This is a genomic window from Campylobacteraceae bacterium (genome assembly GCA_013215945.1).
Classification (GTDB): Bacteria; Campylobacterota; Campylobacteria; order Campylobacterales; family Arcobacteraceae; genus NORP36.
In genome coordinates this window covers 289,245-314,713 of sequence record JABSOM010000002.1, presented here as the reverse complement: position 1 = coordinate 314,713, position 25,469 = coordinate 289,245, and the positions used below count along the sequence as shown (strand labels likewise).

The window sequence follows — 25,469 nt, the reverse complement described above, 5'->3', positions numbered from 1 at the left end:
TATTATTTTAATATTATATTTACTTGATATTCTTATTTTATTGATTTAATTGGTAAATAGATTTCAACAATTGAATTTGAATTATTCCATAAAAAGCGATGGTCATATTGTTCATAATGCATCATAGTTCTGTTTATTTCCACTTCAAAATTACACTTTGGAATAACGTTTTTATAAATATCAAAAATGCTTGATTTTATTAAATCCATTTTTCCTGTATGTTCAAAACAAATAAACGTGCCACCTTTGATTTCTTCTTTTTCAAATCCGATAATATCATTTTCATAAGGTATTGCAATTAGATAAAAATATTCACCATTAATCTTTTTGGTAATTCCATATTTTAACCAATTTCTTTTAAATTTTATCTTGTTGATTTTTAATTCATTATTGAAATTTTGCCAGTGTTGTGTAATTATTTTAAAATTCTTTCTTTGAGAAGTGCTTAGTTTTATTTGTAGTCCACTAACAGTAAACGTCTCTTTTTCAAGTATTGAATATTTCATTAAATTAATTCTTTCTTTTTATTACACACAAGTAAGTAGAAGACAGTATAACTAATTGACTAAGTGCTTAAATAGTTATACAGTAAACGGAAATCCCATATAGATACGAGACCCCTATTCTTGATTTTATGAACTAATTAGTTTCGTTTGTATCTGAATCTTTAGATTCAGCTTCTTTTAGAGCTTGTTTCTTTTTTAGTTTTTCTTCTTTCTTTTTCTTCTTTTCTATTTCTCTTGCTTTTTTTTCATAATTATAATTTATTTTGGCCATTTTTTTTTCTCTTTTTGTTGGGATTCGTAATTTGTATAATTATAGTATTTATAAGTTAATAAGTTACGGGGACAGTATACCTAATTAATAAAATGAATATGTATAGTTAATTAAAAATAATTAAGTAAACTGTAATTAGGAAAACTCTTCTATGAACTCTCCTGAATTTTCTCAAATTTAAAAAAGTCTAAATGCTTAGTATCATAAAGATTTATTTGATAAAAGCAATCTGTTTCTGCCTTCATTTTTTGCTGTATATAAAGCCTCATCTGCGCAGGTGTATAAGTGTTTTGAATCTGTAATCTTATCTGCTGATAATACAATCAATCCTGCAGATATAGTTAAATATTCACTTACATCACTTTTTTTATGTTCGATTTTTAATGCCTCAATACCTTTTACAATACTATCCATAAAAACAAAAGATTCATTCATTCTCCCACCTGAAGATATTATGCAAAATTCTTCTCCACCCAATCTGAAAACATAATCACTTGCTCTGCTTGCATTCTCTTTTAAATATAAAGATATCTGGGAAAGAGCACTGTCGCCTTGGGGATGGCCATAACAGTCATTGTATTTTTTAAAATTATCGATATCTATACACATTACAGAGATATTTAGATTCTCTCTTTTTACCCTTCTAATTTCTTCTTCTATTATTTTATTAAAATATCTTCTATTGTAAAGTGTTGTTAATTCATCCACGATAGAGAGGGACTCAAGTTTTTTCTTATTCGTGATATCTTGTCTAATTGCTATAAAATTTAAAATCTCACCCCTTTCATCTAGGACGGGTGTAATAGTTAGGGTTGCCCAATAAACATCTCCATCATTATTTAGGTTTTTAATTTCTTCTTTAAAAACTTTTTTAGCATTTAACACGCACCACATATTGGCATAAAAACTATCTGGCATATCTGGATGTCTGAGCTTTTTATGATTTTCTCCTAATAATTCATCTTTAGAATACTTCACAAATTTACAAAAAGCACTACTCGCATCAATTATTATTCCCTTATTATCAGTAATAGAAATAAGTACATTTTCATCAATAATATCCAATAAACTCATCTTTTCAAATAGTTTTTCTCTAAAAATACCAGAATAAACACTGTCTTGAATATTTAACACTAGCTTATTTAAATTAATCGGTTTAGTGTTAAATTTATAAATATTAAACGATATAGCCTCTAAAAAAAGATCCATATCGGAATACTTTGCAGTAAAAATAACAGGAATTTTCGTATTCAGTTCTTTAATCATTTCTAAGCCATTTTTTTTAGGCATAGCTAAATCAATTATAAGTAAATCAGGATTAATCTTAGAAAATAGTTTTATTCCCTCATCTGCATTATTAACGCAATAAAAATTCTTTATATATTGTTTGCAAAAAGTAGAGACTTCTTCTCTTATTAAATCGTCACCTTCCACATATAATACTGTTATATTTTTTAGCAATTCTTTATTTATTTTACTCATATTTCTCACTTTTTTATTAAACACAAGGGTTTATTTTTTACTTTTTATATATCAGATTATATCAACTCAACAACTTTTATTCATTGATTGAGATTATGATTTAAGTTTTTTTATAATTTTTTTTGTCATTTATTTAATAAATGGGAACACTTACAACCTTTATGCACAAAAAAATAAAAAGATTTAGTTTTTCCAAAATCAGTAAAAGAGCCGTGAGGAATGTAGTTTTATTTTAGAAAAGTGGAGTTTCAATCTCAGGGATTTTCATGAGGTTTTTTTCATGTTTCAAGTAATTTTTCATTCTTTAATTTTTCAAAATGTTCTTTTAATGTATGTTTTCCATATTCAGGTGCAATCATTTCCAGAACCATAACATTCATAAAAAACTCAATGGGTCCAAAAGTTTTTTTATTTAATACCAGTTTTGCTAAACTCAGAATCATAAGTCTTATGCAATCTGGAATATAAGTTATTTTTGGGGATTTTCCCAGTACATTAAAAGCAATAAGTGCAATTTCATTTTGAGTTAATGTCTCAGGTCCACCTATTTCTATTTCTTTGTCCTCATAATTGATTGAATTTACGCAAACTTTAGCTAAATCTTCTCCATGAATAGGATTAGATTTTATACTTCCATTTCCAAATAAATAAATACGTCCCTTTTTTGCCATATAATAAACTTCACTCATATCACAGAAAAAACCATTTGGACGTATTATACAAAATTTTAAACCTGATTTTTGTAATGCTTCCACAAATAATTCTTTTGCTTCACAAATTCTTAAGTTTTTCAATTTATTTCCATTTAAAACTGAAACATATATAAATTTTTTAACTCCTGCTTGTTTAGCCTCTTTTAGCAAATTTAAATTAGCTTGATAATCAACATCCATATAAGTAAGTCCATCTTTTTGTGTTGTAATTCCAAGAGAGGAAATCACTACATCAATGCCCTCACAACAGTTACTTAGGCTATCTTTGTTTGTAACTTCAGCTTGAATCATCTCATCTACTTCAATGTTATATTCTTCAAACTTGCTAGAATTACGAACTAATACTTTAGTGTAAAAACTTTGTGCTTTAAGTTCGGCACTTATATACTTACCTAAATATCCAGTGGCTCCTGCAATTAATACTTTTTTCATTTTCTTCTCTTGTTTTAAATTGACTATTAAGTCATAATAAATACTAGCTAATATTTTATATAATGTCAAGAGAACTTAAACTTTTAATGACTAATAAGTCATAATATAATATAGTATTAAATAAGGAATATAATGCCCAAAATTGTAGATAAAGAACTCATGAAAAAGAGCATAATAAATGCTGCTTTACAATCATTTTTAAAATATGGATTTAATAAAACAACAATGGATCAAATAGCAAATGAAACTAATATTGCAAAAGGAACACTTTATCTTTATTTTAAATCTAAAGATGTTTTAATATCAAGTATTACAGAACTGCATTTTAAAAAGCTTTTAAATGATTTATTACCCAAAGAGTATTGCCAAACACTTGAACAATTATTAGAATATATCAAAAATGCATTATTAATAAATGAAGAAGATAGTAAGTTTATACCAATCTTTTTTGAAGCCTTTGGTTCTAAACTTTCATCAGATGTATTTATGAAGGATTATAAAAATTTATTTGACAAAATAGGATATTTTTATGCACAAAACTTTAAAATACTTATACAAAACAATCAAGTTAAACCTACACTAAACACAGAAACTTTTGCAAGAGTATTAGTAAGTATGATTGATGGTATTATTTTACATAAAGGCTTTTTTAAAATAGAAGAAAGAAAATATTCTATCATGGTTGAAGATGCTATTGATGTATTTAGATTGGGATTATCTAAAGTATAAATTTAAAGGTGCCTTCCCTCATTTATTTGCTGTATTTTCAGTGAAAGGATGGTATCTTACGCTTAGTATAAATATCATGGAAAAAATGATTGTAAGGAAAATATATGAAAAGATCTATTGGAATGAAAAGTTCTTATGTATTAACAGCTAAGAGTGTAGATTATGAAATCACAGAAATATCAGCTGGAAACTTTGCTTTAGGACATGAAAGTAAAAGTGGTCTATTTGTAGTTGAATATTATGGTCGTTCTGATACAGATATAAATTCTGAAATTAAAAATTGGATTAATAAATATAAAAGATTTAAATTCTTCTATGCTTCAAGCCCTAAAAGTGCTTTTGTAAAAGAGTGCAAAAATTATCATGCTTTTGATAAAAAGAAAATAGATAATAAAAGCCACCCCATAAAACCTGAGAATACAGATTATGATTGTCCTTATTGTCCCTAATTAAAATCACACCTCAGTATCCACGTTAAAAAAGTGGATTTGTTCCCTCTAGGGTGTAATTTCTAAGTTTTAACTAAGGAATTTACGAATAGGAGTCAGACCCCATTTTTTCTTTACCTACCATCAGACAACTAGCTTCTTCAATATTTAATACACCAATACTAGTTAACCAATTACATGCTTGATCAATATTTTTAAAAAAATTACTTTCAACATTAATAAAAGCTTTATGGCTATTATTCACTAATTTTTCTTGCAAAGATAAGGAACAAATAACAGCTTCATATTTTTGATTTTTATCATTGCTCCATTCATTCAACTTATATATTTCATCCCACATATCTGGTGTTGATAATTCCCATTGACTCAAGTCTACTAAACACGCCCAAGGTTTAGACTTTATCTCTTCTACCATTTCTTTATACTCTTTACAAAATCTTAATACAGTTTCAATATTCCAAGAATCAAAGCATTCAACAATTATTGTTTGATTAATAACTTTAATCTTATAAGAACCATGTTCGTACATCTAATTTCCTTATACTATAACAATTTATTAAAAAGCAATTATAAACATTTTACTCTAAATTTTCTTTATAAATTTGTGCCGGACACCTTTTCTAATATATCTTAAGTTTTAACTAAGATAAGTTACTAATGAGAGGAAGGCCATTTTCTTAATTAAGTATAAGTCCCAGGAATTCTAAATTCTTAATTCCTAAAGTAATATTGATATATAATGCAAGAAATAAACAGTTATATATAAAAAGGATTCAAGTAAATTATGAAAATTGAAATTGCAAAAAGCTCAGATATCCCTGTGTTATGTGATCTATTAGATTCACTTTTTACCCAAGAATCAGAATTCAAATCTGATCGTAATTCTCAAATTCGAGGATTATCATCGGTAATAAAGAATGATGATGTTGGAGATATTTTAATTGTTAGAGAAAATGACAATATCATCGCAATGGTAAATATCTTATATACCGTATCTACAGCGATTGGAGCCCGAGTTGGTATACTTGAGGATATGGTAGTATCCAAAGAAGGTCGTGGCTCTGGTGTTGGTAGTAAGCTCTTAGAACGAGCTATAGATTTTGCGAGAGAGAAAGGATGTAAGCGAATTACCTTATTAACAGATCATGATAATGAAGGCGCTCATAGGTTTTACCAAAAGCATGATTTTAGCCTTTCGTCAATGGTGGTTTTTCGTAAATCCTTAACTAAATAGCAAATGCATTCAAGAGCATTCAATCTCTCTAAAAGATAAAAGGATTTAGCTTTATCAACGTCAGGATAAGTGCCGTGGGGAATGTAGTTTTATTTTTTAGAAGTGGAGATTTATTCTCTTAAGTGTAGTTTTTTTATTATGCTTTTACTGTATGATACTATCAATAATACCTAATATTTCATTCATAGTTTTTTGATTTGCTTTTTCAATAAATTTAATATTTCTAGAGTTATAATCTATTGATTTCATTTGCTCACCCATGACAAAACCTGTTATATTTTCACTATCAATTTCAATATGAAAAGGAGAATTTCTTTTTGTGTTAGTTATAGGACATGCAAAAGCAAGCCCAAGATGTTTGTTAAATACTTTATTACTGATAATTATTGCAGGTCTTCGTCCTTTTTGTTCATGTCCACTTTGTGGATCAAAACTCAAAGCTACAATATCTCCTTGTTCAGGAATGTATTTTACCACTCTTCTAATCCAGTTTTATTATCAAATTCTTCATTAACTTTATAATCACTAGGTAACTGCTTAACTAAATCATTAATATTATATTTTATTCTAGTCTGTTTGATTGGTTCTAATACTATTTTTTCATCTTCAATTACAATATTCATTTTATCACCAATAGATAAATTTAATTCTTTCATAATATGTTTTGGAACTCTTAGCCCTTGTGAATTTCCCCAACTTGAAATAATTGCTGTCATAATTTACCTTTCTATGTATATCCAAAGTATATCATAAGAACATATATCTGTCAACAAGTAATGTATTAACTATTAAAGTTACATAACAAATATAGTTTAGGAAAATGCTGACAGTTACATCTTTTCTTTATTTTAAGTAAGTCAAAATCGCTTCATTAATATTAAGAGATTTTGGTTTAATATCTTTCATTATATTTTTAAAATTTAACACTATTTCATCTTTATTTTCATAAGTCACTTTTTGTTCAGATTTAATTAAATAAACAGAAAAATCACTTAAAAATGAATTAATAAAAGACATCCATTGGGCTATTAGCTCTGTAAAAGTTAAAGATTTTATATTTACATCAACTTTATAATCAATAACAGCGTTATATTCTTCTAATTTAAAGTAAGCTCTTAAAAAACTCGAAGCTCTGTTTTTAAGTTTATTTTTTAAATTTTTGTTATTTGAAATCTCTGCTAAAACCAAAAAATAACCCATATGATAAAGAGGAGTTAAAAATGAAACTTGATTTACAGGGTGCTCTTCCCACGCTTTAAATATATCTTCTATGCTTGAAAATTCCCCTGATTCTTTTAGCTCTTTTTCTATCATCTCAAGGTTAAATTCTTGAGCTTCTGTGTTGAAAAAACATCTACTTAATGACATATCTCTCATATTTTTAATAGAACGCTCGCTGAAGTATAATTCTTTCATTTTGTCAAAATAGGAAATTATATTAAGAGAATCTCCTTTGTGAACTATTTCTGGCATATATCTTGTTGTCCGTGATATAAGTGCAAATATTTCTGCAGATTCTTTCATTACACTCTCTTTAAATTCAGATGATTTAAATAAAACTTTAGTGTTAATTTCTTGATGATTTTTTTTTGAATAAATTGTTTCCATTTTAATATTTCCTTAGTATTTATATTTGCTAATATATTTTTTGATTTTGTATTGTCACATAAATAGTCTTGATTGGGTATTTAACTATTTTTTCTTTGATAAAATGTCGCTACTTTTTATTTTATGTATTATATCTTCTCTTTTACGTTTACTAACATAATTGTTTAATTCCATATGTTCATATGAATTATTTGAAGTATATTATCCAAATTCACTCCTTAATAGACTAAACATTACAATAGAAGACTCTTTAGAGTACAAAAGGCTATTGAGTTGTTAATTTCATTATAAGTTCTCTTAGGTGCCTCAAACAAGGCTGATAGTTCAAGATAAAGAGGAATTAAAGGTGCCTCTCACCATTTATTCTAATGTGTTTTAAGTTTTAACTAAGGAATTTACTATTTGGGGTCAGACCCCATTTCTCAGACCCCATTTCTGTCTTCTTATACCACAGCTAAGAATTTTCTTAACTCTTCTTTTGTAGTAAAAAAGTTGGGGCTTATTCTTATATTTGAAGCCTGTAAAGAGACTTGAATATCGTTTTCTTTTAGTTTTATATAAAGAGCTTTTGTTTTTTCTAAAGAACCTGCATTAAAATGAACAATAGCTGTTCTGTTTTCACGTTTTTTTGTAGGGGAAACTATTTGATAGTTCTTTTTTCTAAGACCTTCAATCAAAATATCTGTGTTCTCTAAAGCTTTTTCATAAATATTATCTATGCCAAGATCAAGTAATAATTGTAAACCTTCTCTCCACGCATCAAAAAGTGTGTAAGCAAGTGTTCCAGTCTCAAATTTCCTAGAGTCCTCATGATAAGAAAGTTTATCATAAACAGCATCAGCTGAAAACATACCAGGTAAGATGGGATTAATTCTTTTTATAACTCTTTTATTAACATATAAAAACCCCGTTCCGTGCATACCTAATAACCATTTAAAACCACAGCCAGACATTACATCAATTCCATCTTTTTGCACATCAAGAGGAAGCATTCCAGCTGCTTGTGCAGCATCAACAACAAACAATGCATCATTCTTATGTGCTATTTTTGCTATTACAGCTAAATTGGGTCTAAATCCACTATTGAATCTTACAGCAGCAATAGCAACTACTCTTGTTTTATTATTAATTAGTTTTTCAATGGATTCTGGGTCTATGCTATTGTCTTCATTTATTTTAGCAAATCTAATTTCAACACCTTTTTCTTCAAGGTTTAACCAAGGAAAGGTATTATTCCAATGTTCTTGTTCTGGAATTATAATATTATCGCCTCTCTTAAAATCAATACCTAGAGAAATCATTCCCAAACCATGACCAGTACTAGCAGTCAAAGCATATTCTCTAGGAGAACCACCCAATAATTTTGAGAGTAATATTCGTATATCATCACGATTAAAAGGTTTTTTTAAAGCAGGATTTAATTCTCTCTTCAAAAGCATTTGAAGTCTATCATATACTAAGGTATTTAAAGGAGCTTGAGAAGCACTGTTAAGATAAACAGTTTCTTTTGTAAGAGGAAAAAAAGACCGAATGTGTTCCAAATTAATATCTAATGGATTAGTCCTAAAGTGCATCATCAACCTTTGTTTTTTAATCAATAGAATTCTTGGAACAGTATACCTAATTAACTACTTAGTCAATTTCCTATTATTTTAAAAGTGAAATCAAAGGTAATCTAAGGCCGTTTTAAGAGGTAAATTGCATTTGGCTAAAATAAGTGAAGTGCAAACAAAAAACCAAGTGTAATTTGTTCGACTTGAAAACCCTTGTTATTTCGTTAACTCTAATGTCATTAATTTGGGATCATCCCCATAACTCGGACAAATTAACGCATTAGGTTTAACTATAAATCCAAACTTAGCCCAAAACGTATCTGATCCTTGAACAGCTACCAAAAATATTTTAGCGAAGCCCTGTGATTTGGCCTTATCTATTAAGTTAGTTACTAAGTTTTTAGCTATACCTTTGCCTCTTGCCTCTTGCGCTAAAGCCAAATCATGTAAATATAGATTTATGCTATTAGTAATCTGGCTCTTTTCATGTAACTTAGGTGGTACTTCACTCGCCCATGGATGGGCTAATAGATAAGCTAAAACTTTATTGTCATTATTTAGGTAAACAGCACAAGTATTGGGAGATGAAATCCACTTACTTTTAAGCACATTTATATCTTCAGGTAAAATATCGGTATAAGCCTCTTCTTGAATTTTTAGAATACTATTCCATGAATTTTCTGAAATTAAGCTAATAGACATAATTTAACCTTCTGAGACATAACTCTTTATTTAGTAGTACATAATATATAAATAAGCCTTAATAATATCTATATCATGCACGTTTTATGTAAGATTTACATTTAGAAGTTCGAAGGACAGTATACCTATTTAACTATTTAGTCAATTAGGTATACTGTCCCAGGAATTTTGCAGAATATTTAGAAGGATTAGTCTAATAAACCCAATGCATCAACTCTTTCTTTTGCTAGAGTATATCTTGCGCGAACATCTTCAATTTGCTCTGGAGTTAATTTTTTACCAAGAGTACGAAGTCCTCCAACAGCATCATTATGATGAATTCCCATTGCAAACTTAAGGTATTCCATAAGCAGCGGTTGACCATCAAGATATGAAATAGAGTTCATAGCCTGAGAAACTTTGTATGCCTCAGCCCATTCTCCTTTTAAAACATACTCCTGCATAGTAACACTAGCTTTTGGGAATACAGTACCTACACCGGTAATACCACCGCATGCTCCAGCAAGTCCAGCATATACAGTAACAGTGTCAACACCTGCCAAGATTTTTAAATCTTTGTTCTCTAACATCAGTGTTTCAATAGTTGAAACATCTATAGTCGATATTTTAAGAGCAACTACTTCAGGTAGCTCAGCAAGTTTTCTAAGAATATTTGTTGAGATCGCATGATATCCGGCTGCATCAGGGTTGTTGTAAGGCATAATTGTTACGCCTGCCTCTTTTGCAGCTGTTGCAGCAAGAGCATAGTACGCATACATATCTTCATCAGAAGGAAGTGCCTTAGTTTTTGGAGGCATAACCATAACAGTATCCACACCAACCGTTGCTAGTCCTGCAATGATTTTAGCAATCTCTTCTTTTGTTTCTGCCACAGCTCCACTGATCAATGGAACATTATATTCTTTAGCAACTTCAGAAAGGGATTTAAGTAAAGAAAGACGTTGTTCGTTGCTCAGGTAACTATTCTCACCTAAAGTACCAGAAGCGACAAGTCCGCCCATTCTGCTTCCGCCCTTTCCTTGAGCTTTTAAAACATATTCAGCCTGTCTTCGTGTTTCATCAAAGTCAATTTCAAGAGCACCGGATTCTGACTCTTTTAGCCATGTAAAAACGGCCGGCATAACCGTATAAAGCCAATCTGTATTACTTGCTTCTCTTTTATTCATCATTATATCCTTTTGTTTTGTCTAAATTATATTATTATAGTGTTGTTAATTTGGTCTGTTTTTTAAACCTAAATCGATTACAGCTTGAACTGCTTCTCTTTCTTTTCCATATAATGGAAGTCTAGGTTCTCTAACATTTTTATTACCTATGTTAGCAGCAGTTTTAGCTAATTTAATATTTTGTACTAATTATTTACATCTAAGTAATATAGTAATAATATAACACCTTAAATTAGTGATATATCAACTGATATATCAGAAGTATATCAGAAGTAATTTCCAATTTAGCTTAAATAAATCTTAAATTTTACGAAATAAGAAATTTGATGAAAAATCAAAATTTTGCCTACAGTTATGCCCTTATACAGTCTTCTTCCTGTCTACAGTAGTTACTTCAAAAAAAGAAAAAAAGGGGACAGGCACCTTTAAATTCAGTATACAAAAACTGCGTCACAGAATTGACAAATTTTAATATTGAATAAAATAGCTAAGTGTTTAAAATTAAATTTCAGAGATAAAAATTTTTTAGCATCTTTAAAAAATGCTTTTAGAGTGTGAGATTTTAGATTTAATCAATTAAGTATACTGCCCCCAGAATTCCAATTCCAAATTCCAAAAGTGGATTTGTTACCCATGGGGTGTAATTTTATTTGTTTTTTCGTTTGGAGGCTTTAGCTAGTTTGGCTTTCTTTTTGGCTTTCGTTTTGGCCAGCTCTAAATTAGCACCCTTTCTTGCATTAATTACCTGCTCATTCTCATATCTACTTTGAGAGAAACCAACCCTAACGCTGTTCTTGTCTTGATTGCTTCTAGCCGCCATTTTTTCTGAAGAAGTAGTTTTAATACTCGAGGAGTTTTTTTTAGTACTCATATTCTAGCCTAGTGTTATATTTTTTTGTATTGTATAAGGAAAAACATAAAAAAGAAATTAGAAAAGCCAAGTAATCAAAAAATCTTATAACATTTAAGATTAACAAGCTACTTTGAGCCCCTCTTATTAAAAAACTAAGGTTTTTTCTTATATACAAAACTTTTTTTAGGTTTTTATCACTTCATAATGATTTTTAAGCAAGTGATCAAGTAAACCTTCCCTCTTAAGCAAACGCAAATTCACTTAATTAGGGCCTCGTATCTAATTCGATAATTCGATAATTTTAAGAGCTCATTCAAAGTTCCTTTGCGCTTTTTCTTTTTCTTCATTGGAAGAAAAAGAAACAAAAAGAAGCAACTGACGAGATGATAAAGCCCTTCGGGTACCTAAATATTTTTATTTCTTAGCTAGGTTCAAAAACTCACTAAAACGTGCTAAAGAGCACCTTTCTTACGCTCTAACAGTTTTCACCTATTTGCGCTAAGAAATAAAAAGATTTAGCTTTATCAAAGTCAGAGGAAGAGCCGTAAGGAATGTAGTTTTATTTAGTAAAAGAGAAGAAAACAGGTTTAAGGCACTCATATATTTTAAGTTTTAACTAAGAAAAGTTACTAATTAGTGCCTGACAACTTTTCTACACCTTTTCTATTACTTAGTTTACATTTTAAATAAAAATTATAATACTATTCATAAGCTTTCTGCCTATGTTTAAAATCAACAATAGCGATAATCAGTTTATCATCTTTTATTAGATAAAAAAGTCTATAATTTCCAATTCTATATCGATAATAGCCTTCAAGATTATCTTTTAGTTTTTTAATATTAGTACCATAATATGGATTTTCTCGAAGTTGAGGATACACAAAATTTACAATTTTTGAATATAACTTTTTATCAATTTTTTTCTTAACTTTTTCAAAAGTTTTAGTTTCAGCAATTTGATACTTAGACAATAGTGTAATCACCATTTTTAAAGTCATCTAATCCATTCATTAAATTTTGAACAAGTTCTTTATCATCCATAATTTCATTCATTTCATCATTTTCTACAAATTGTGAAGATGTCAAATATTGTATTGTTGCAAATTCAATAAAGTTTGAAAGATTTCTTTTTTGCCCATCAGCAGCAAGTTTAATCATATCGTAGATAGAATCATCTACTCTCATTGTTACAGTTTTCATAACATAATCCTTTGAATATTTATCAATACTATTATATTCAAATTTATTCACTTTGTCAAATTCGTCTTATGGATATATCGTTCGACTTCAGCGATGCTCTGTGTTCGCTGCTAGAATTTGTTATATTTTTATTTATTCTTTTAATAATTTAGTATCGTGTCCCCGTTATTTTAATTTGTAGTTTTGTTTAGTAAAAAGAGAAGAAAACAGGTTGAAGGCACTCATATATTTTAAGTTTTAACTAAGAAAAGTTACTAAATGGGGTCAGACCCCTATTCTTAGAAAAGTTACTAAATGGGGTCAGACCCCTATTCTTAGTACCATTCGTGCCTCGTATCACATGATATAATGAATCTAGAGAGTTTAATAGGTTAATATATTGGAAATGGTGCGAAAGCGGTTAATAAAACTTAAATTTATAAACTAGCTTGTGGGACAGTCAGATAATTACACTTTAAACTTGAGTGGCAACAAGATCGGTATTTATTACTAGATCGTATTACACGAGGTTAGGTTATGTGTAAAAACGTTAATCAGCTAGGAGTTAACTCCTAGCCTAACGAACTCTCAAATATTTCTATTGGAGGTTCACGGTGTATAATTGTATCGGATTAGATGTTAGTAAAAAATTAATTGCTGTATATATACCAATTAATAAAGTTAATCTTGAGATTGAAAATAATTCAAAGGCGTTTAAAGCCTTGTATTCTAAATTAAAAAAGCTTTATAAAAAAGAAATAGATTCTTTAGTATTTATATTTGAACCAACAGGTTCATATTCTTTTGCTCTTACAAAATTTTGTAAAGATAAAAATATCAAATGTTTTTTAATTAATCCTAAACAATTCTCAAATCATGCTAAAGCCTTAGGACAAAGAAACAAAACAGATGAAGTAGATTCTATTGTTTTATCTAAAAGTCTTCATTTAGCAAGAGACAATGAGATTAAAGTACCTTATATCAATGAAGAAGCAGAAAGTATAAAAGAGCTTATGGGATATTATAAATTCACTTCAAAACAAAAGACTAAAACATCCAATCATTTAGAAGCCTTAAGTGCTAAAGATGGAAGTTCTTTTGTAATAAAAGAACTAAAAAAATCAATGAAAAATTTAAAGAATACGCAAGAAGATATTCTAAATCAAGTAATGAATATAATAGAAAAAAATGAAGACTTATTAGTAAAATACAATAATATAAAAACATTATCAGGAATTGGTAAAGTTGGTGCAATAGTTTTATTACATTTATTTATTAAATATCCAAAAGCAAATCAAAGACAAATAGTAGCACTGTCTGGTTTAGATCCAATTGTAAAAGAATCGGGAACTTCTGTACATAAGAAACCAAAAATATCAAAGGCTGGCTCAAAACTATAAAGAGGCACTTTATTTATGGGAGTAATGACGGCTATTAGATTTGATGAAAACTTTAAAAGATTTTTTGAAAGACTAAAAGAAAATGGAAAACATACTACTGTTGCACAAATCGCAGTTATGAGAAAGATGATAATTATTGCTCATAGTTTATACAGAAATGATAAACAGTACAACAAAGAATTTTATGCAAAAGCTTGTGGAGTTCAAGAGTAGAAATATACTCTTGATTGAAAGAAAAGGACTAGTATGAATTTTTAAATTTCAAGTTTTTTTAAGGTGGTAACTGTCCCCATTTATTCTTTTAGATACCTATATTTTAGGACTTTGAGGAGTTAGGTATACTGTCACCGGAATTTGAAGAAACTCTTGATTTAAAGAAAAGGATTACTATGAATTTTTAAATTTCAAGTTTTTTTAAGGTGGCAACTGTCCCCTTTATTTTTATTTATCTTATTTTCCCATTTATTTTTTTGGCAATATCTTCTCTAACTGATTCCCAAACTGTTCCTTTAAATCGTAAATATTATCATAAACTGTTCTAAAGTGATCTAACTCTTTAAGTCTCTTTTTAAAATCTAATAAACTTTGAATTTCTTCGGTTATATCTTCTGCATTAATATTTGCATTTTTAAAATATGTATAAATTATGGGCTTACCTGTTGCTTTAAATTGACCAAAAGCTATTTCAAATTCTTCTTTAGTATATTTACCAACTTTTGTAAAAAATAAACTTACAAAAATATCGGATTGTTCTATTACAGTATTATATTCATTTTGTAATCTAGTTTGAGACATTGCATCAATGAAATCTTCCCAAATTTCAAGTTTCAAGAAAACACCTTCATCAATTAATCTTTTATTTTTACGATTAATAAAAATCTCAAACTGTTCTCTATCTTCTTTTAACTCATAAGATGATGCAAGGAATATTTTAATGATTTGCAAAGTACCATCTCTTTCTTTTGGCGAGGAATACCCATTTAATAGATCTGTAATAGGTAAGTCTTCATCTAATTTCTCATGATACCAAGGTTTATTTTTTTCTTCTAATTTTGATAACCGTTCATAATCAAGCCAATAATCTTTATACTTTACCTCTTTTAGTATATTCATGTTTTTAAATGGTTCATGTAGTTTCCTAAAGATTTCTCTAATAGAATATAAATAACTTCTACGATCTTGATTGTTTCCGCTTATCTCAATATTTATATAATTTTTACGATAAGATTGATAAATCTTTGCTTGACATGAACCATTTGAAATATACACTCCACTTCTCCAACGTTTTTTATCTACAATATCATGATTCATCTCAACAATAAATCTGGTCATAAATGCATCAGGAGAAAAATCATCATAGTCATATCTAAAATGCATTAAATTATCATCTTTCCAATCAAATTTAGGTTCTATATCTTCAAAAAGATCAGGGATAAAATAGATCCCGACTTCATCTTTTGCTTCATAACAAAGATTAAATCTTTTCATTAAATCTAAAAGATATGTGTGTCTACTTTTAGGAAATTTATCTTTTGGTAAAATACGTTCCAAATCATTAATATTTAATTTACCTTTGTTTTGATCTTTTACAATAGAATCATTAATAATTGCATAAACACCATCCATAATCCACTGAGGATTTATAACATTAGTATCTATTAATCGGGGATCATCTACAAAGCTTATAACTGATCCAAGCATACTAAGAAGTTTTAGATTTATTTTTTTTTCATCTTCAGGTAGATTTTTTATAAAATTCAATTTTTCATACTCTTCATACGAAATAAAATCTTTACCTTCATCTTCCAATTTTTCTAATTCTTCTTTTACTTTAAACCAATCTATAGGACGTAGCTCATATACACTAGGCATAAGGTCTTTATTCCTTATTACTTCAAATATTTTATTTTTTAATTCGTCAATAGTATCACTTGAATTCACTTTATCATAATTATTGATACAAGTTCTTACAAATCCAACAATATTTGGATAATCTCTTTCGAGACTTGTTCTATCTAAATCATGGGAATCTATATCTATTTTATTTATTACAATTAAAACAGGTGCTTTTTTACCTAATTGATTGGCTAACTTTAACCAGTGATTAAGCTCTTTTCTTTCTCTGCGTGCAAGAGTTACTAAGACATATAAAGTACGTTCAGAAAAAAAGAATTGATGTGTACTTCGCATAAATTCTTGTCCACCAAGATCCCAAATATTAAGACGTATATCTTTTATTTTATTTGAAATTAAAATTTTACTTCTCTCAATTCCATGCGTAGTATTTATTTTCCTTTTAATTTTGCCATTTTGAAGTAATTCGATAAGGTGTGTTTTTCCATAATTACTTTCACCTATAAATATAATTTTTGCTTCATGTATAGGTTCGAGAGTACCTTCTATTTCAGCTTTCTGATATTTTAATATTTCATTTATAATTTCAATAGGCTTTAATTTATTTATTTCAGGAGGAACATCAAATTTATTCTTTATAAAATTAAATTCCTTTAAGTTTTTTAAATTTTTTATACTCTCAGGAAGCTTTTTAATTTGATTATTGTCTATCAAAAAACTTGTTAAATTAACCAATTTTCCTATACTTTCAGGAATCTTTTTTATTTGATTACCATGCAGTGAAAGTTTTCTTAAATTAACTAACTTTCCTATACTTTCAGGTATAGTTTTTAAGTTGTTTTCTTGTAGGTAAAGTCCTCTAAGATTTACAAGCTTTACAAGAATAGAAGGAAAGCTATTAATTCCAATTGGACCTATAGCAAGACTTTCTAGTGAAGTTAATTCTAAAATAAAATCTGGAATACTTTTTATTTCAGAATTATTATTTAAATTTATATAATTTAATTTTTTCATATATTTTATACATTTAGGAAACTCCTTAAGGCAGTTCCCATATAATGAAAGAAATTCCAGGTTTATTAGCTTTTCCATACTTTTAGGAAGAAAGGTTAATTTGGCATCCATCAAATCTAATTCTCTAAGATTTTCCAACATTCCAAAAGAATCAGGAAGTGACTCTAATTTAGACGATAAGTCCTTCTCAAAAGTCATCATAAAAGTAAATTTTTTTAACTTTTTTAAATTACTAATGGCATCTGGTATTTTTATTAACATACAGTTAATAAAAGTAAGTTCTTCTAGATTCACTAAGTTTCCAAGGGATTCAGAAATAAAGCTTTCTCTAAAATTTCTTATATCTAATGAAGTTAAATTATCTAATTTAAAAATCTCATTAGGTATATCTTGTAAGTTATATTTAGTAAAATCTAAATTCAATATTCCGGTTTTTTTAGCTTCTTCAATAGAAATAATTAAATCATCCTTTATTTCATTCATTAAACATTTTCCTTTTTATTTTAAGTATACTTATTTTAAATTTCTGGGGACAGATATCTTTAATCTAAAATTATAATTCTGCTGTCAGTATACAAAAACTGCGTCACAGTTTGCGTCACAGAATTAACAAATTTTGATATTTAATAAAATAATGAATAAAAATAAAAAAAGGAAATATTTTAGCATTTTGAAAAAATGCTTTTAAAGTGTGAGATTTTGGATTTAATCAAGGCGGAGATAAAAATTAAAGCGCAGTTGACATTAAGTCAATGAGCATTTAATTTTTATCTCTAACGCAGAGTAAATCTAAAAGATTATGCTATAAAAGCATTTTTAGACGTGGTAGTTTGGTGCTTCGTTCGTAATTGTAACATCATGCACATGACTCTCTTTAAGCCCAGCACTAGTAATCTCAACAAACTCAGCCGTAGCTTGGAACGTTTCTATATCTTTACTTCCTAAATATCCCATAGAAGACCGTAATCCTCCTACCATTTGGTGAATGATATCTGCAATACTTCCTCTATAAGCAACACGTCCTTCAATTCCTTCAGGTACCAGTTTATCAGAAGCTGTTCCTTCTTGGAAATATCTGTCTGTACTACCTTGAGTCATAGCTCCAATAGAACCCATTCCTCTGTATGATTTGAATTTTCTACCTTGGTAAAGAATTAAATCCCCAGGACTTTCATCAGTTCCTGCTAATGCAGATCCCATCATAACACAAGATGCTCCAACTGCTAAAGCTTTTGCAACATCCCCTGAGTATTTAATTCCACCATCAGCAATAACAGGAATTCCGTATTTAGCTGCTTCAATAGCACACTCATCAATAGCAGAAATTTGAGGAACCCCAACACCTGCTACAATTCTAGTTGTACAAATTGATCCTGGACCAATACCTACTTTTACACAATCTGCCCCTGCATCAATTAACGCTTTTGTAGCTTCACTTGTTGCTACGTTTCCAGCAATAATTTCAACACCTAAGGCTTTTTTAATAGCAGTAACTGAATCTAAAATACCTTTTGAATGACCATGAGCAGAATCTAAAACTAAAACATCAACTCCTGCTTCAACAAGTGCAGTAGCACGGTCAAGTTGTCCAACTCCAATAGCAGCTCCAACTCTTAAACGTCCTTTATCATCTTTACATGCATTTGGATGTTCTCTTTTTTTATTAATATCTTTAATCGTAATTAAACCAATTAATTTATTCAAAGAATCAACAATAGGTAATTTTTCAATTTTATTGGTATGCATAACATCTGCTGCTTCTTCTAAGGTAGTACCTTTTAAAGCAGTGATTAAAGGCATTTTTGTCATTTTAGCTTCGATTTTTTTTGAAAAATCTTTTGTAAATCTCATATCTCTGTTTGTAATAATTCCTAATAAGTTATTATTATCATCAACAACAGGAACTCCTGAGATTTTGTAAGATGCCATAATATCTTCAGCATCTTGAAGTGTTTGTTCTTTTCTAATAGTAATTGGATCTGTAATCATTCCTGATTCACTTCTTTTTACTTTTGTAACTTGTAAAGCCTGTGCTTTAATATCCATATTTTTATGAATAATACCAATACCACCTAATCGTGCCATTGCTATTGCTGCTTCGTATTCAGTAACAGTATCCATTGCTGCTGATACAAAAGGGACGTTTAAAGTAATCTTTTTTGTTAATTGTGTTTGTAATTTTACCTCTTTTGGTAATACGTTTGATGCGGCTGGTACTAACAATACATCTTCAAATGTAAGTGCTCTTTTTCTAATTCTCATTTTATCCCTTTCTAATGATTAAATTATTTTGTATAATTTACAACAGATTCTAAACTTAACGCGCCATCAAATAATGTTTGTTCATCAAATGCTTTTGCTATTAATTGAAGCCCTACTGGCATTCCTTCTTCACTTTTACAAACAGGTACTGAAATTGCAGGTAATCCTGCAAGGTTTACAGAGATTGTATAAATATCTGATAAATACATTTCCAGTGAGCTAGAAAACGCATCAAATTTTGGTGCAGTTGTAGGAGCTACTGGTGAAAGTATTAAATCAGCGTCTTTAAATATAGCATCGTATTCATCTTTTATTAAATGTCTAATTTTTTGCGCTTTAATATAATACGCATCGTAATATCCTGAGCTTAATACAAAAGCCCCTAACATAATTCTTTTTTGTACTTCCTTTCCAAAACCTTGTGTTTTTGTTTGTAAGTACATATTGGATAAGTTTCCATCGCCTTTTCTAGCACCAAACCTGATACCATCCATTCTTGCTAAGTTAGCAGAGGCTTCAGCCGTTGCAACTATATAATAAGAAGAAAGGACTTTAGAAGAATCTAACATCTTTTTATGAATAATTGTATGGCCTTCATCTTCTAAGGCTTTAACAGCTAAAGCATGTGCATCTTGAACATCTTTGCTGGCTTGTAATAAAAAATCATCAATTACAGCAATGGTAAGTTTTCTATTTTTGTCTAAATTAGGAGTCACTTTTATATATTCAACATTTGCAGATGTTGAATCTTTTGGATCGTGTCCAGAAATAATATCGTATAAAATAGCAGCATCTTCTACATTTTGAGTAATAGGTCCACATTGATCCAAAGAAGAAGAATAAGCAGTAATTCCAAATCGAGAAACTCTTCCATACGTAGGTTTCATTCCAACAACACCACAATAAGCGGCAGGTTGCCTAATTGAACCCCCAGTATCAGTTCCTAGAGCACAAATAGCAGTTCCAGATGCAACTGAAGCAGCAGAACCCCCAGAGCTTCCTCCTGCAGTTTTATTATTATCATGTGGATTTAATGTTTTACCATAACAAGAAGTATCCGTTGAACTTCCCATTGCAAACTCATCCATATTTGCTTTTCCAAATGCGCTTAATCCCGCTTTTTCTAATTTATCAATAACGGTTGCATTGTAAGGAGAGATATACCCTTTTAAGATATTACTGGCACTTGTAATCTCCCAGTTTTTAACATTAATATTATTTTTGATTGCAATTGGAATACCAGCGCCAGTGCGTGATAGTTCTGTTTTGTCTAATTGTTCTATATAAGAGCCAATGTTTGATTCATTAATTTTAACTAATAAATCTGCTTGTAATTTTTTGATTTCATCGCTGTTTAAAGCCAATGCTTCTTTAAGTGTAATCAATGAGGTCTCCTAAATTATATTCATATTGTATATATCGCGAAATTATACAATAATAGTGCTTAAAATTTAGGCTAAAATGATCTTTTTGAAATAATTATTTTTTTGTTTTTGAGAGAATTTTGAGTAAAAAAAAAGGCAGACCGAAGCCTACCTTTTTTTTAGAATCTGTTAAAGATTATACTAATGAAATGAATGCCATCGCTGTAGCATCCCCTCTTCTGATTCTTGTTTTGATGATAGATGTATATCCACCATTTCTTTCAAGATATCTAGGAGCAACTTCATTAATAAGTTTTTTAGTAGCTTCTTTACTTTGTAATGCTGCAAATACAATTCTATGTGTATTTAAATCTGCATTTCTAGAAGTAGTAATCAATTTCTCAATATATCTACTTAATTCTTTTGCTTTTGGAACAGTTGTTTCAATCTTTTCTCTTTCAATTAAAGCGATTGCCATATTTTTTAACAATGCTTTTCTATGAGAAGAAGTTCTGTTTAACTTTCTATATCCGTGCTTATGTCTCATACTAAACCTTTATTATGCTTTTAACTGCTCAAGCTTTCTTCTTAAAGCTGATGCAACGTTTTCTGGAAGTGTATTTTCAATTGGAAAAGACAATGATTCTAACTTATCGTAAATCTCATCAAATGATTTTTTACCTAAGTTTTTAATATTTTTTACTTCCACTTCACTCATAAGTACTAATTCACCTAAGAATTTTAATCCCGCTCTGTCTAAAGAGTTGAATGATCTAGCACTTAAATTTAAATCTTCAATTTTTATAATTAAATCTTTTAGTTCTACTTGCTCTTCGCTTGTATCACTAACAGTTACTTTAGATAAATCAAAAACTTTGTTAAATACTGACATTTGTGAGTACATAACTGAAACCGCTTCTTTAAATGCAGTAATAGGAGTAATTTGCCCATTAGTTTGCACTGTAAAAACAGCTTTTTCGTAATTTGGATTATCTTCAACTAACATTTTTTCAATATCATATACTACTTTTTTTACCGGAGTAAAAAATGCATCAATTGGGATATAATCATCATTTAACATTTCTCTAATATCTTCAGAAGGCATATAACCAATACCTTTTTGAATTACTACAGTAAATGTCAAGTTACAATCTGAATTAATTGTAGCTAAATAAGCATCTGGAGAAACTACTTCTACATCTGCGTTCACTAAATCAGAACCTTTAATTTCTTTAGGTCCATCAAATGAATACTCAACTTCAACTTGTTCTTCGTCACCAATAATTTTGAATTGAATGTTTTTAAGATTAATAATAAAAATAGCAATATCTTCTAGCATACCTCTTAAAGAATCAAATTCGTGCGTAGCACCTTCAATCTTAACAGCTATTGGAGCGTATCCAACAGAGCTAGAAAGAAGTAATCTTCTTAAGGGGTGAGCCAAAGTAATTGCAAAACCACTTTCAAATGGGTAAGCAGAAATTTTAGCTTCAGTATCACTGATTGCTTCAATTTCAACTTCAGTTGGTAAAAATGGTGTGTCTACAAACTTCTTCATATGTTGCTACCTTTATTTATTATTTAGAGTATAACTCTACAATTAATCTTTCTTCAACTGGAATAACTACTTCTTCTCTTGTAGGCACTCTAGTAAATGTTCCAGAAACTTTATCTTTGTCAACATTAACCCATTCAACAATACCAGTTTGGTTTGTTAATTCTAATGCTCGTACAATTTGAGGATTAGATTTAGTTTTTTCTTTAACAGCGATAACTTGTCCAGGTTTAACAACATAAGAAGGAATATCTAATTTTTTTCCATCTACAGTAATGTGACCGTGAGTTGTAATTTGTCTAGCAAATGCTCTAGTTGAAGCAAATCCCATTCTATAAACAACATTATCTAATCTTTGTTCAATTGATGTAATTAGGTTTTCACCAGTATTTCCATCTCTAGAAGCCGCTTTTTTGAAGTATTTTCTGAATTGTTTTTCAGATACACCATACATAAATTTAGCTTTTTGTTTTTCTCTTAGTTGTAAACCATACTCAGAGATTTTAGTACGTCTTTGTCCATGTTGCCCAGGTGCAAATGGTCTTTTTTCTAAAGCTGATTTACCGTTAAGTCTTCTCTCACCTTTAAGTCCAAGATCCGCGTCTAATCTTCTTTCTAATTTTTCTACTGGTCCTCTATATCTTGCCATGCTGTATCCTTACACTCTTCTTCGTTTAGGTGGTCTACAACCATTATGTGGTAATGGAGTAACATCTTTTAACCATTTAACTTTGATACCTTCGTAAGCACCAACAGCCTTAACTGCAGTATCTCTTCCAGAACCTGGACCTTGAATTTTAATCCCAAGATTTTTAATTCCGTGTTCCATTGCTTTTTTACAAGCATCTTCAACCGCAGCTTGTGCAGCGAAAGGAGTAGATTTTTTACTACCTTTGAAACCTAAGTTACCAGCTGATGACCATGTAATTACATTTCCAGCTAAATCTGATACTGTTACCATAGTATTGTTAAACGTCGCAGCGATATGAATAATACCGTCAGCAATATTCTTTTTTACTATTTTTTTTCTAGTTACTTTTCTTTTTGCCATTAAATATCCTTACTTAGACGCTGCGCCAACAGTTCTCTTTTTACCTTTTCTAGTACGAGCATTAGTTTTAGTTTTTTGCCCTCTAACTGGTAAACCTTTTCTATGTCTGATACCTCTATAAGAACCTAAGTCCATTAAAGCTTTGATATCCATAGCTACTTTTTTTCTAAGATCACCCTCAACCATGTGGTTTTTTTGGATCTCTTGTCTGATAGCTGCTGCTTCATCTTCTGTAACTTCGTGAGCTCTTTTATTGAAATCCATTCCAATAGCATTCAAGATTAATCTTGAATTATGCAAACCTATACCGAAGATATACGTTAAAGCATATTCCATTCTTTTCTTGTTTGGTAAATCAACACCTGCAATTCTTGCCATGTTTTTTATCCTTGTCTTTGTTTATGTTTTTTAGTTTCGCAAATTACTCTTACGATTCCTCTTCTTTTGACAATTTTACATTTGTCACACATTTTTTTAACTGAAGCTCTTACTTTCATAAGTCCGTCCTCTTTTGTGTATTTTTTTTTGTCCGCATTACCAACAGGCATAAACAATACAGTTTACACCTGTATCATTTAACCAACTCTTTATAGAACACAAAATTTCTATAAAAACTTCTTCAATGGTTGGAAATTTGGAATGCGATTATACGAAATAATTGCTTAAGATTAGTTTAATTTATAATACTAGGCTTTAATAATCATCTATTTACGAATATTTCATTCTTTAGATGATTAATTACTTTTTATATTTAGGCTATAATTTCTTAAACACTTAGGCATATAAGGACAAAAATGATTTATCAAAATAAGTATATTGAAATAATAATAGAAGAAAGTGAAATTCCCTGGCTAAAAATTTTTACCAAAGACAAAAAAAAAGAATTCTCATTTTGCACACAAGAAACTAAAAATGAGGTCTATAGGTGTCTTGACCTTATTGAGAAAGAAATGCTGCTTTATTTTAAACCAGAAAAAATAAATATTGCTTCTTTTGGAAATTACGAACCAAGAGTACATTTTCACATCATGGCAAGATTTAAAGAAGATTCTTATTTTCCAGAGCCAATGTGGGGTAAAAAACAAAGAACATCAAAGCTTAGTATCTTGGATTTCCAAAAATGTTGGGAAAAAATAGTAGAGGTATTAAAAAAAGAAGAGATTAATAATTAAAATTTAATCTCTCAATGATTTTTTCTAAAACTTCATCTGCTTCATCTAAAGGAATTTGACAGCCACCAGCTGCTTGATGACCTCCTCCGCCAAAAGTAAGCATTAGTTCTCCAATATTAGTACTGGAGTTTGTATTAATAATGGATTTTCCTGTTGAATATACGATTTTTTCATTACCATAAGTATAAGAAACATGTACAGATACATCTATATCAGGAAATTTTGCATAAACTAAAAATCGGTTACCTGGATATATAATATCTTCGTCTCTATAATCAATAACAATTACATTACCATGTATACTTGAACAGCGTTCTAATTGTTCATCAAATTCGTCTTCATATTTAAAATAAAGTTCAACTCTTTCTTCTACATCTTTTATTTTAAGAATTTTGTCAATTTTATGATCTTTACAATAATCAATCAAATTCATCATCAAATCATAATTATTTACTTTAAAATCTTTAAAACGTCCAAGCCCTGTTCGTGAATCCATTAAAAAACTAAGTAAAGCCCAACCTTTTGGTTTAAGTATTTCATCAATAGTAAAATCAGCAGAATCTGCTTTATTAACACCTATCATCATTTCTTTATAAAATTTAGGAAAACTTTCAGAGCCGTGATAATAATCGTACACAACTTGTGCTGCACTGGGGGAGTTAGGGTCAATAATATGATTGTCTTCATCATTATTTCTTAATACTTCTGATAAATGATGATCAAAACATAAATGAACACCTGGAACATAAGGTAGGTTTGTCGTAATATCGTTTTTTGTTACTTCAATGAGTTTGTCTTGCATATCTTTTGGGTGTACAAAAAGAATATCATCAATGATATTAAGATACTTAAGTAAGGTTCCACAAACCAAACCATCCATATCACTTCTTGTAATTAATCTGTATTTTTTATCACTCATT

The 25,469-nt window shown here is 29.3% G+C and carries 30 protein-coding genes; 6 read left to right on the top strand and 24 right to left on the bottom strand.

Annotated elements, in window-relative coordinates; all coding sequences use genetic code 11:
* Positions 1-32 precede the first annotated feature (32 nt).
* From HRT41_03515 to HRT41_03500, 4 genes are all read right to left on the bottom strand, one after another.
* Entirely contained in the window at positions 33-506 is a 474-nt protein-coding gene (locus HRT41_03515; GenBank protein NQY23072.1) for an effector binding domain-containing protein, read from the bottom strand.
* 133 nt (positions 507-639) lie between these two features.
* Complete coding sequence (locus tag HRT41_03510; GenBank protein NQY23071.1) at positions 640-777, bottom strand: hypothetical protein; 138 nt, start codon at positions 775-777, stop codon at positions 640-642.
* Positions 778-978: 201 nt separating this feature from the next.
* Positions 979-2,259 (bottom strand): diguanylate cyclase, encoded by a 1,281-nt coding sequence (locus HRT41_03505; protein NQY23070.1) that lies wholly within the window; start codon positions 2,257-2,259, stop codon positions 979-981.
* A gap of 278 nt (positions 2,260-2,537) precedes the next feature.
* Positions 2,538-3,404, bottom strand: coding sequence for an SDR family oxidoreductase (locus HRT41_03500; protein NQY23069.1), 867 nt, complete (start codon positions 3,402-3,404; stop codon positions 2,538-2,540).
* A gap of 132 nt (positions 3,405-3,536) precedes the next feature.
* On the opposite strand from HRT41_03500, the gene HRT41_03495 reads away from it, so the two are divergent.
* Positions 3,537-4,133, top strand: a complete 597-nt coding sequence (locus tag HRT41_03495; GenBank protein ID NQY23068.1) for a TetR/AcrR family transcriptional regulator — start codon at positions 3,537-3,539, stop codon at positions 4,131-4,133.
* Between the two features lie 104 nt (positions 4,134-4,237).
* Positions 4,238-4,582, top strand: a complete 345-nt coding sequence (locus tag HRT41_03490; GenBank protein ID NQY23067.1) for a hypothetical protein — start codon at positions 4,238-4,240, stop codon at positions 4,580-4,582.
* A gap of 82 nt (positions 4,583-4,664) precedes the next feature.
* On the opposite strand, the gene HRT41_03485 is transcribed toward HRT41_03490, so the two are convergent.
* Positions 4,665-5,111: a hypothetical protein gene (locus tag HRT41_03485; GenBank protein NQY23066.1), complete on the bottom strand. Its 447-nt coding sequence runs from the start codon at positions 5,109-5,111 to the stop codon at positions 4,665-4,667.
* Positions 5,112-5,366: 255 nt separating this feature from the next.
* Between HRT41_03485 and HRT41_03480 the strand changes: the two genes are divergently transcribed.
* Positions 5,367-5,816 (top strand): GNAT family N-acetyltransferase, encoded by a 450-nt coding sequence (locus tag HRT41_03480; protein NQY23065.1) that lies wholly within the window; start codon positions 5,367-5,369, stop codon positions 5,814-5,816.
* 144 nt (positions 5,817-5,960) lie between these two features.
* On the opposite strand, the gene HRT41_03475 is transcribed toward HRT41_03480, so the two are convergent.
* The 9 genes from HRT41_03475 to HRT41_03435 all read right to left on the bottom strand — a co-directional run bounded on the left by HRT41_03475 (position 5,961) and on the right by HRT41_03435 (position 12,898).
* Positions 5,961-6,293, bottom strand: a complete 333-nt coding sequence (locus HRT41_03475) for a type II toxin-antitoxin system PemK/MazF family toxin (GenBank protein NQY23064.1) — start codon at positions 6,291-6,293, stop codon at positions 5,961-5,963.
* The gene (locus HRT41_03470) at positions 6,287-6,532 is read right to left on the bottom strand and encodes an AbrB/MazE/SpoVT family DNA-binding domain-containing protein (GenBank protein ID NQY23063.1); all 246 of its coding nucleotides are present in this window, start codon (positions 6,530-6,532) and stop codon (positions 6,287-6,289) included. Before HRT41_03470 ends, HRT41_03475 begins: the two co-directional genes overlap by 7 nt.
* Positions 6,533-6,659: 127 nt before the next feature.
* Positions 6,660-7,424, bottom strand: a complete 765-nt coding sequence (locus tag HRT41_03465) for a hypothetical protein (protein ID NQY23062.1) — start codon at positions 7,422-7,424, stop codon at positions 6,660-6,662.
* A 443-nt stretch (positions 7,425-7,867) separates the two neighbouring features.
* A complete protein-coding gene (locus HRT41_03460) occupies positions 7,868-8,998 on the bottom strand; it encodes an aminotransferase class V-fold PLP-dependent enzyme (GenBank protein ID NQY23061.1) in 1,131 nt (376 codons plus the stop codon).
* 195 nt (positions 8,999-9,193) lie between these two features.
* Positions 9,194-9,679, bottom strand: coding sequence for a GNAT family N-acetyltransferase (locus tag HRT41_03455; protein ID NQY23060.1), 486 nt, complete (start codon positions 9,677-9,679; stop codon positions 9,194-9,196).
* Positions 9,680-9,867: 188 nt separating this feature from the next.
* Positions 9,868-10,845 carry a dihydrodipicolinate synthase family protein gene (locus HRT41_03450; protein ID NQY23059.1) on the bottom strand — a complete coding sequence of 326 codons (978 nt, stop codon included), beginning with the start codon at positions 10,843-10,845 and terminating at the stop codon, positions 9,868-9,870.
* A gap of 646 nt (positions 10,846-11,491) precedes the next feature.
* Positions 11,492-11,716 carry a hypothetical protein gene (locus HRT41_03445; protein ID NQY23058.1) on the bottom strand — a complete coding sequence of 75 codons (225 nt, stop codon included), beginning with the start codon at positions 11,714-11,716 and terminating at the stop codon, positions 11,492-11,494.
* 683 nt (positions 11,717-12,399) lie between these two features.
* Positions 12,400-12,669: a type II toxin-antitoxin system RelE/ParE family toxin gene (locus HRT41_03440; protein NQY23057.1), complete on the bottom strand. Its 270-nt coding sequence runs from the start codon at positions 12,667-12,669 to the stop codon at positions 12,400-12,402.
* A complete protein-coding gene (locus HRT41_03435; protein NQY23056.1) occupies positions 12,662-12,898 on the bottom strand; it encodes a CopG family transcriptional regulator in 237 nt (78 codons plus the stop codon). Before HRT41_03435 ends, HRT41_03440 begins: the two co-directional genes overlap by 8 nt.
* A gap of 593 nt (positions 12,899-13,491) precedes the next feature.
* Here HRT41_03435 and HRT41_03430 point away from each other — a divergent pair.
* Positions 13,492-14,277, top strand: a complete 786-nt coding sequence (locus HRT41_03430) for a transposase (protein ID NQY23055.1) — start codon at positions 13,492-13,494, stop codon at positions 14,275-14,277.
* A gap of 15 nt (positions 14,278-14,292) precedes the next feature.
* Entirely contained in the window at positions 14,293-14,490 is a 198-nt protein-coding gene (locus HRT41_03425; GenBank protein ID NQY23054.1) for a hypothetical protein, read from the top strand.
* 249 nt (positions 14,491-14,739) lie between these two features.
* Here HRT41_03425 and HRT41_03420 read toward each other — a convergent pair whose 3' ends face one another.
* From HRT41_03420 to rpmJ, 9 genes are all read right to left on the bottom strand, one after another.
* Positions 14,740-17,628: a leucine-rich repeat domain-containing protein gene (locus HRT41_03420; protein ID NQY23053.1), complete on the bottom strand. Its 2,889-nt coding sequence runs from the start codon at positions 17,626-17,628 to the stop codon at positions 14,740-14,742.
* A gap of 333 nt (positions 17,629-17,961) precedes the next feature.
* Positions 17,962-19,407, bottom strand: a complete 1,446-nt coding sequence (gene guaB / locus HRT41_03415; GenBank protein ID NQY23052.1) for an IMP dehydrogenase — start codon at positions 19,405-19,407, stop codon at positions 17,962-17,964.
* Between the two features lie 23 nt (positions 19,408-19,430).
* Positions 19,431-20,792, bottom strand: coding sequence for an Asp-tRNA(Asn)/Glu-tRNA(Gln) amidotransferase subunit GatA (gatA, locus tag HRT41_03410; protein ID NQY23051.1), 1,362 nt, complete (start codon positions 20,790-20,792; stop codon positions 19,431-19,433).
* A gap of 175 nt (positions 20,793-20,967) precedes the next feature.
* Positions 20,968-21,318, bottom strand: coding sequence for a 50S ribosomal protein L17 (gene rplQ / locus HRT41_03405; protein ID NQY23050.1), 351 nt, complete (start codon positions 21,316-21,318; stop codon positions 20,968-20,970).
* 12 nt (positions 21,319-21,330) lie between these two features.
* Positions 21,331-22,329 carry a DNA-directed RNA polymerase subunit alpha gene (locus tag HRT41_03400; protein ID NQY23049.1) on the bottom strand — a complete coding sequence of 333 codons (999 nt, stop codon included), beginning with the start codon at positions 22,327-22,329 and terminating at the stop codon, positions 21,331-21,333.
* Positions 22,330-22,348: 19 nt separating this feature from the next.
* On the bottom strand, positions 22,349-22,975 hold the full coding sequence (gene rpsD, locus HRT41_03395; GenBank protein ID NQY23048.1) for a 30S ribosomal protein S4: 627 nt from the start codon (positions 22,973-22,975) through the stop codon (positions 22,349-22,351).
* A gap of 9 nt (positions 22,976-22,984) precedes the next feature.
* On the bottom strand, positions 22,985-23,377 hold the full coding sequence (gene rpsK, locus HRT41_03390; GenBank protein NQY23047.1) for a 30S ribosomal protein S11: 393 nt from the start codon (positions 23,375-23,377) through the stop codon (positions 22,985-22,987).
* Positions 23,378-23,386: 9 nt separating this feature from the next.
* Positions 23,387-23,755 carry a 30S ribosomal protein S13 gene (gene rpsM, locus HRT41_03385; GenBank protein NQY23046.1) on the bottom strand — a complete coding sequence of 123 codons (369 nt, stop codon included), beginning with the start codon at positions 23,753-23,755 and terminating at the stop codon, positions 23,387-23,389.
* Positions 23,756-23,760: 5 nt separating this feature from the next.
* A complete protein-coding gene (rpmJ, locus tag HRT41_03380; protein NQY23045.1) occupies positions 23,761-23,874 on the bottom strand; it encodes a 50S ribosomal protein L36 in 114 nt (37 codons plus the stop codon).
* A 297-nt stretch (positions 23,875-24,171) separates the two neighbouring features.
* On the opposite strand from rpmJ, the gene HRT41_03375 reads away from it, so the two are divergent.
* On the top strand, positions 24,172-24,549 hold the full coding sequence (locus HRT41_03375; GenBank protein NQY23044.1) for an HIT family protein: 378 nt from the start codon (positions 24,172-24,174) through the stop codon (positions 24,547-24,549).
* Here the strand turns inward: HRT41_03375 and HRT41_03370 are convergent.
* The gene (locus HRT41_03370) at positions 24,539-25,468 is read right to left on the bottom strand and encodes an exopolyphosphatase (GenBank protein NQY23043.1); all 930 of its coding nucleotides are present in this window, start codon (positions 25,466-25,468) and stop codon (positions 24,539-24,541) included. The two genes, HRT41_03375 and HRT41_03370, sit on opposite strands and share 11 nt — an antisense overlap.
* Position 25,469: the final 1 nt, after the last annotated feature.

Coding starts and splice junctions, on each gene's coding strand:
- HRT41_03515 (NQY23072.1), bottom strand. CDS start 506: ATGAAATATTCAATACTTGAAAAAGAGACGTTTACTGTTAGTGGACTA.
- HRT41_03510 (NQY23071.1), bottom strand. CDS start 777: ATGGCCAAAATAAATTATAATTATGAAAAAAAAGCAAGAGAAATAGAA.
- HRT41_03505 (NQY23070.1), bottom strand. CDS start 2,259: ATGAGTAAAATAAATAAAGAATTGCTAAAAAATATAACAGTATTATAT.
- HRT41_03500 (NQY23069.1), bottom strand. CDS start 3,404: ATGAAAAAAGTATTAATTGCAGGAGCCACTGGATATTTAGGTAAGTAT.
- HRT41_03495 (NQY23068.1), top strand. CDS start 3,537: ATGCCCAAAATTGTAGATAAAGAACTCATGAAAAAGAGCATAATAAAT.
- HRT41_03490 (NQY23067.1), top strand. CDS start 4,238: ATGAAAAGATCTATTGGAATGAAAAGTTCTTATGTATTAACAGCTAAG.
- HRT41_03485 (NQY23066.1), bottom strand. CDS start 5,111: ATGTACGAACATGGTTCTTATAAGATTAAAGTTATTAATCAAACAATA.
- HRT41_03480 (NQY23065.1), top strand. CDS start 5,367: ATGAAAATTGAAATTGCAAAAAGCTCAGATATCCCTGTGTTATGTGAT.
- HRT41_03470 (NQY23063.1), bottom strand. CDS start 6,532: ATGACAGCAATTATTTCAAGTTGGGGAAATTCACAAGGGCTAAGAGTT.
- HRT41_03465 (NQY23062.1), bottom strand. CDS start 7,424: ATGGAAACAATTTATTCAAAAAAAAATCATCAAGAAATTAACACTAAA.
- HRT41_03460 (NQY23061.1), bottom strand. CDS start 8,998: ATGCACTTTAGGACTAATCCATTAGATATTAATTTGGAACACATTCGG.
- HRT41_03455 (NQY23060.1), bottom strand. CDS start 9,679: ATGTCTATTAGCTTAATTTCAGAAAATTCATGGAATAGTATTCTAAAA.
- HRT41_03450 (NQY23059.1), bottom strand. CDS start 10,845: ATGAATAAAAGAGAAGCAAGTAATACAGATTGGCTTTATACGGTTATG.
- HRT41_03445 (NQY23058.1), bottom strand. CDS start 11,716: ATGAGTACTAAAAAAAACTCCTCGAGTATTAAAACTACTTCTTCAGAA.
- HRT41_03435 (NQY23056.1), bottom strand. CDS start 12,898: ATGAAAACTGTAACAATGAGAGTAGATGATTCTATCTACGATATGATT.
- HRT41_03425 (NQY23054.1), top strand. CDS start 14,293: ATGGGAGTAATGACGGCTATTAGATTTGATGAAAACTTTAAAAGATTT.
- HRT41_03420 (NQY23053.1), bottom strand. CDS start 17,628: ATGAATGAAATAAAGGATGATTTAATTATTTCTATTGAAGAAGCTAAA.
- guaB (NQY23052.1), bottom strand. CDS start 19,407: ATGAGAATTAGAAAAAGAGCACTTACATTTGAAGATGTATTGTTAGTA.
- rplQ (NQY23050.1), bottom strand. CDS start 21,318: ATGAGACATAAGCACGGATATAGAAAGTTAAACAGAACTTCTTCTCAT.
- HRT41_03400 (NQY23049.1), bottom strand. CDS start 22,329: ATGAAGAAGTTTGTAGACACACCATTTTTACCAACTGAAGTTGAAATT.
- rpsD (NQY23048.1), bottom strand. CDS start 22,975: ATGGCAAGATATAGAGGACCAGTAGAAAAATTAGAAAGAAGATTAGAC.
- rpsK (NQY23047.1), bottom strand. CDS start 23,377: ATGGCAAAAAGAAAAGTAACTAGAAAAAAAATAGTAAAAAAGAATATT.
- rpsM (NQY23046.1), bottom strand. CDS start 23,755: ATGGCAAGAATTGCAGGTGTTGATTTACCAAACAAGAAAAGAATGGAA.
- rpmJ (NQY23045.1), bottom strand. CDS start 23,874: ATGAAAGTAAGAGCTTCAGTTAAAAAAATGTGTGACAAATGTAAAATT.
- HRT41_03375 (NQY23044.1), top strand. CDS start 24,172: ATGATTTATCAAAATAAGTATATTGAAATAATAATAGAAGAAAGTGAA.
- HRT41_03370 (NQY23043.1), bottom strand. CDS start 25,468: ATGAGTGATAAAAAATACAGATTAATTACAAGAAGTGATATGGATGGT.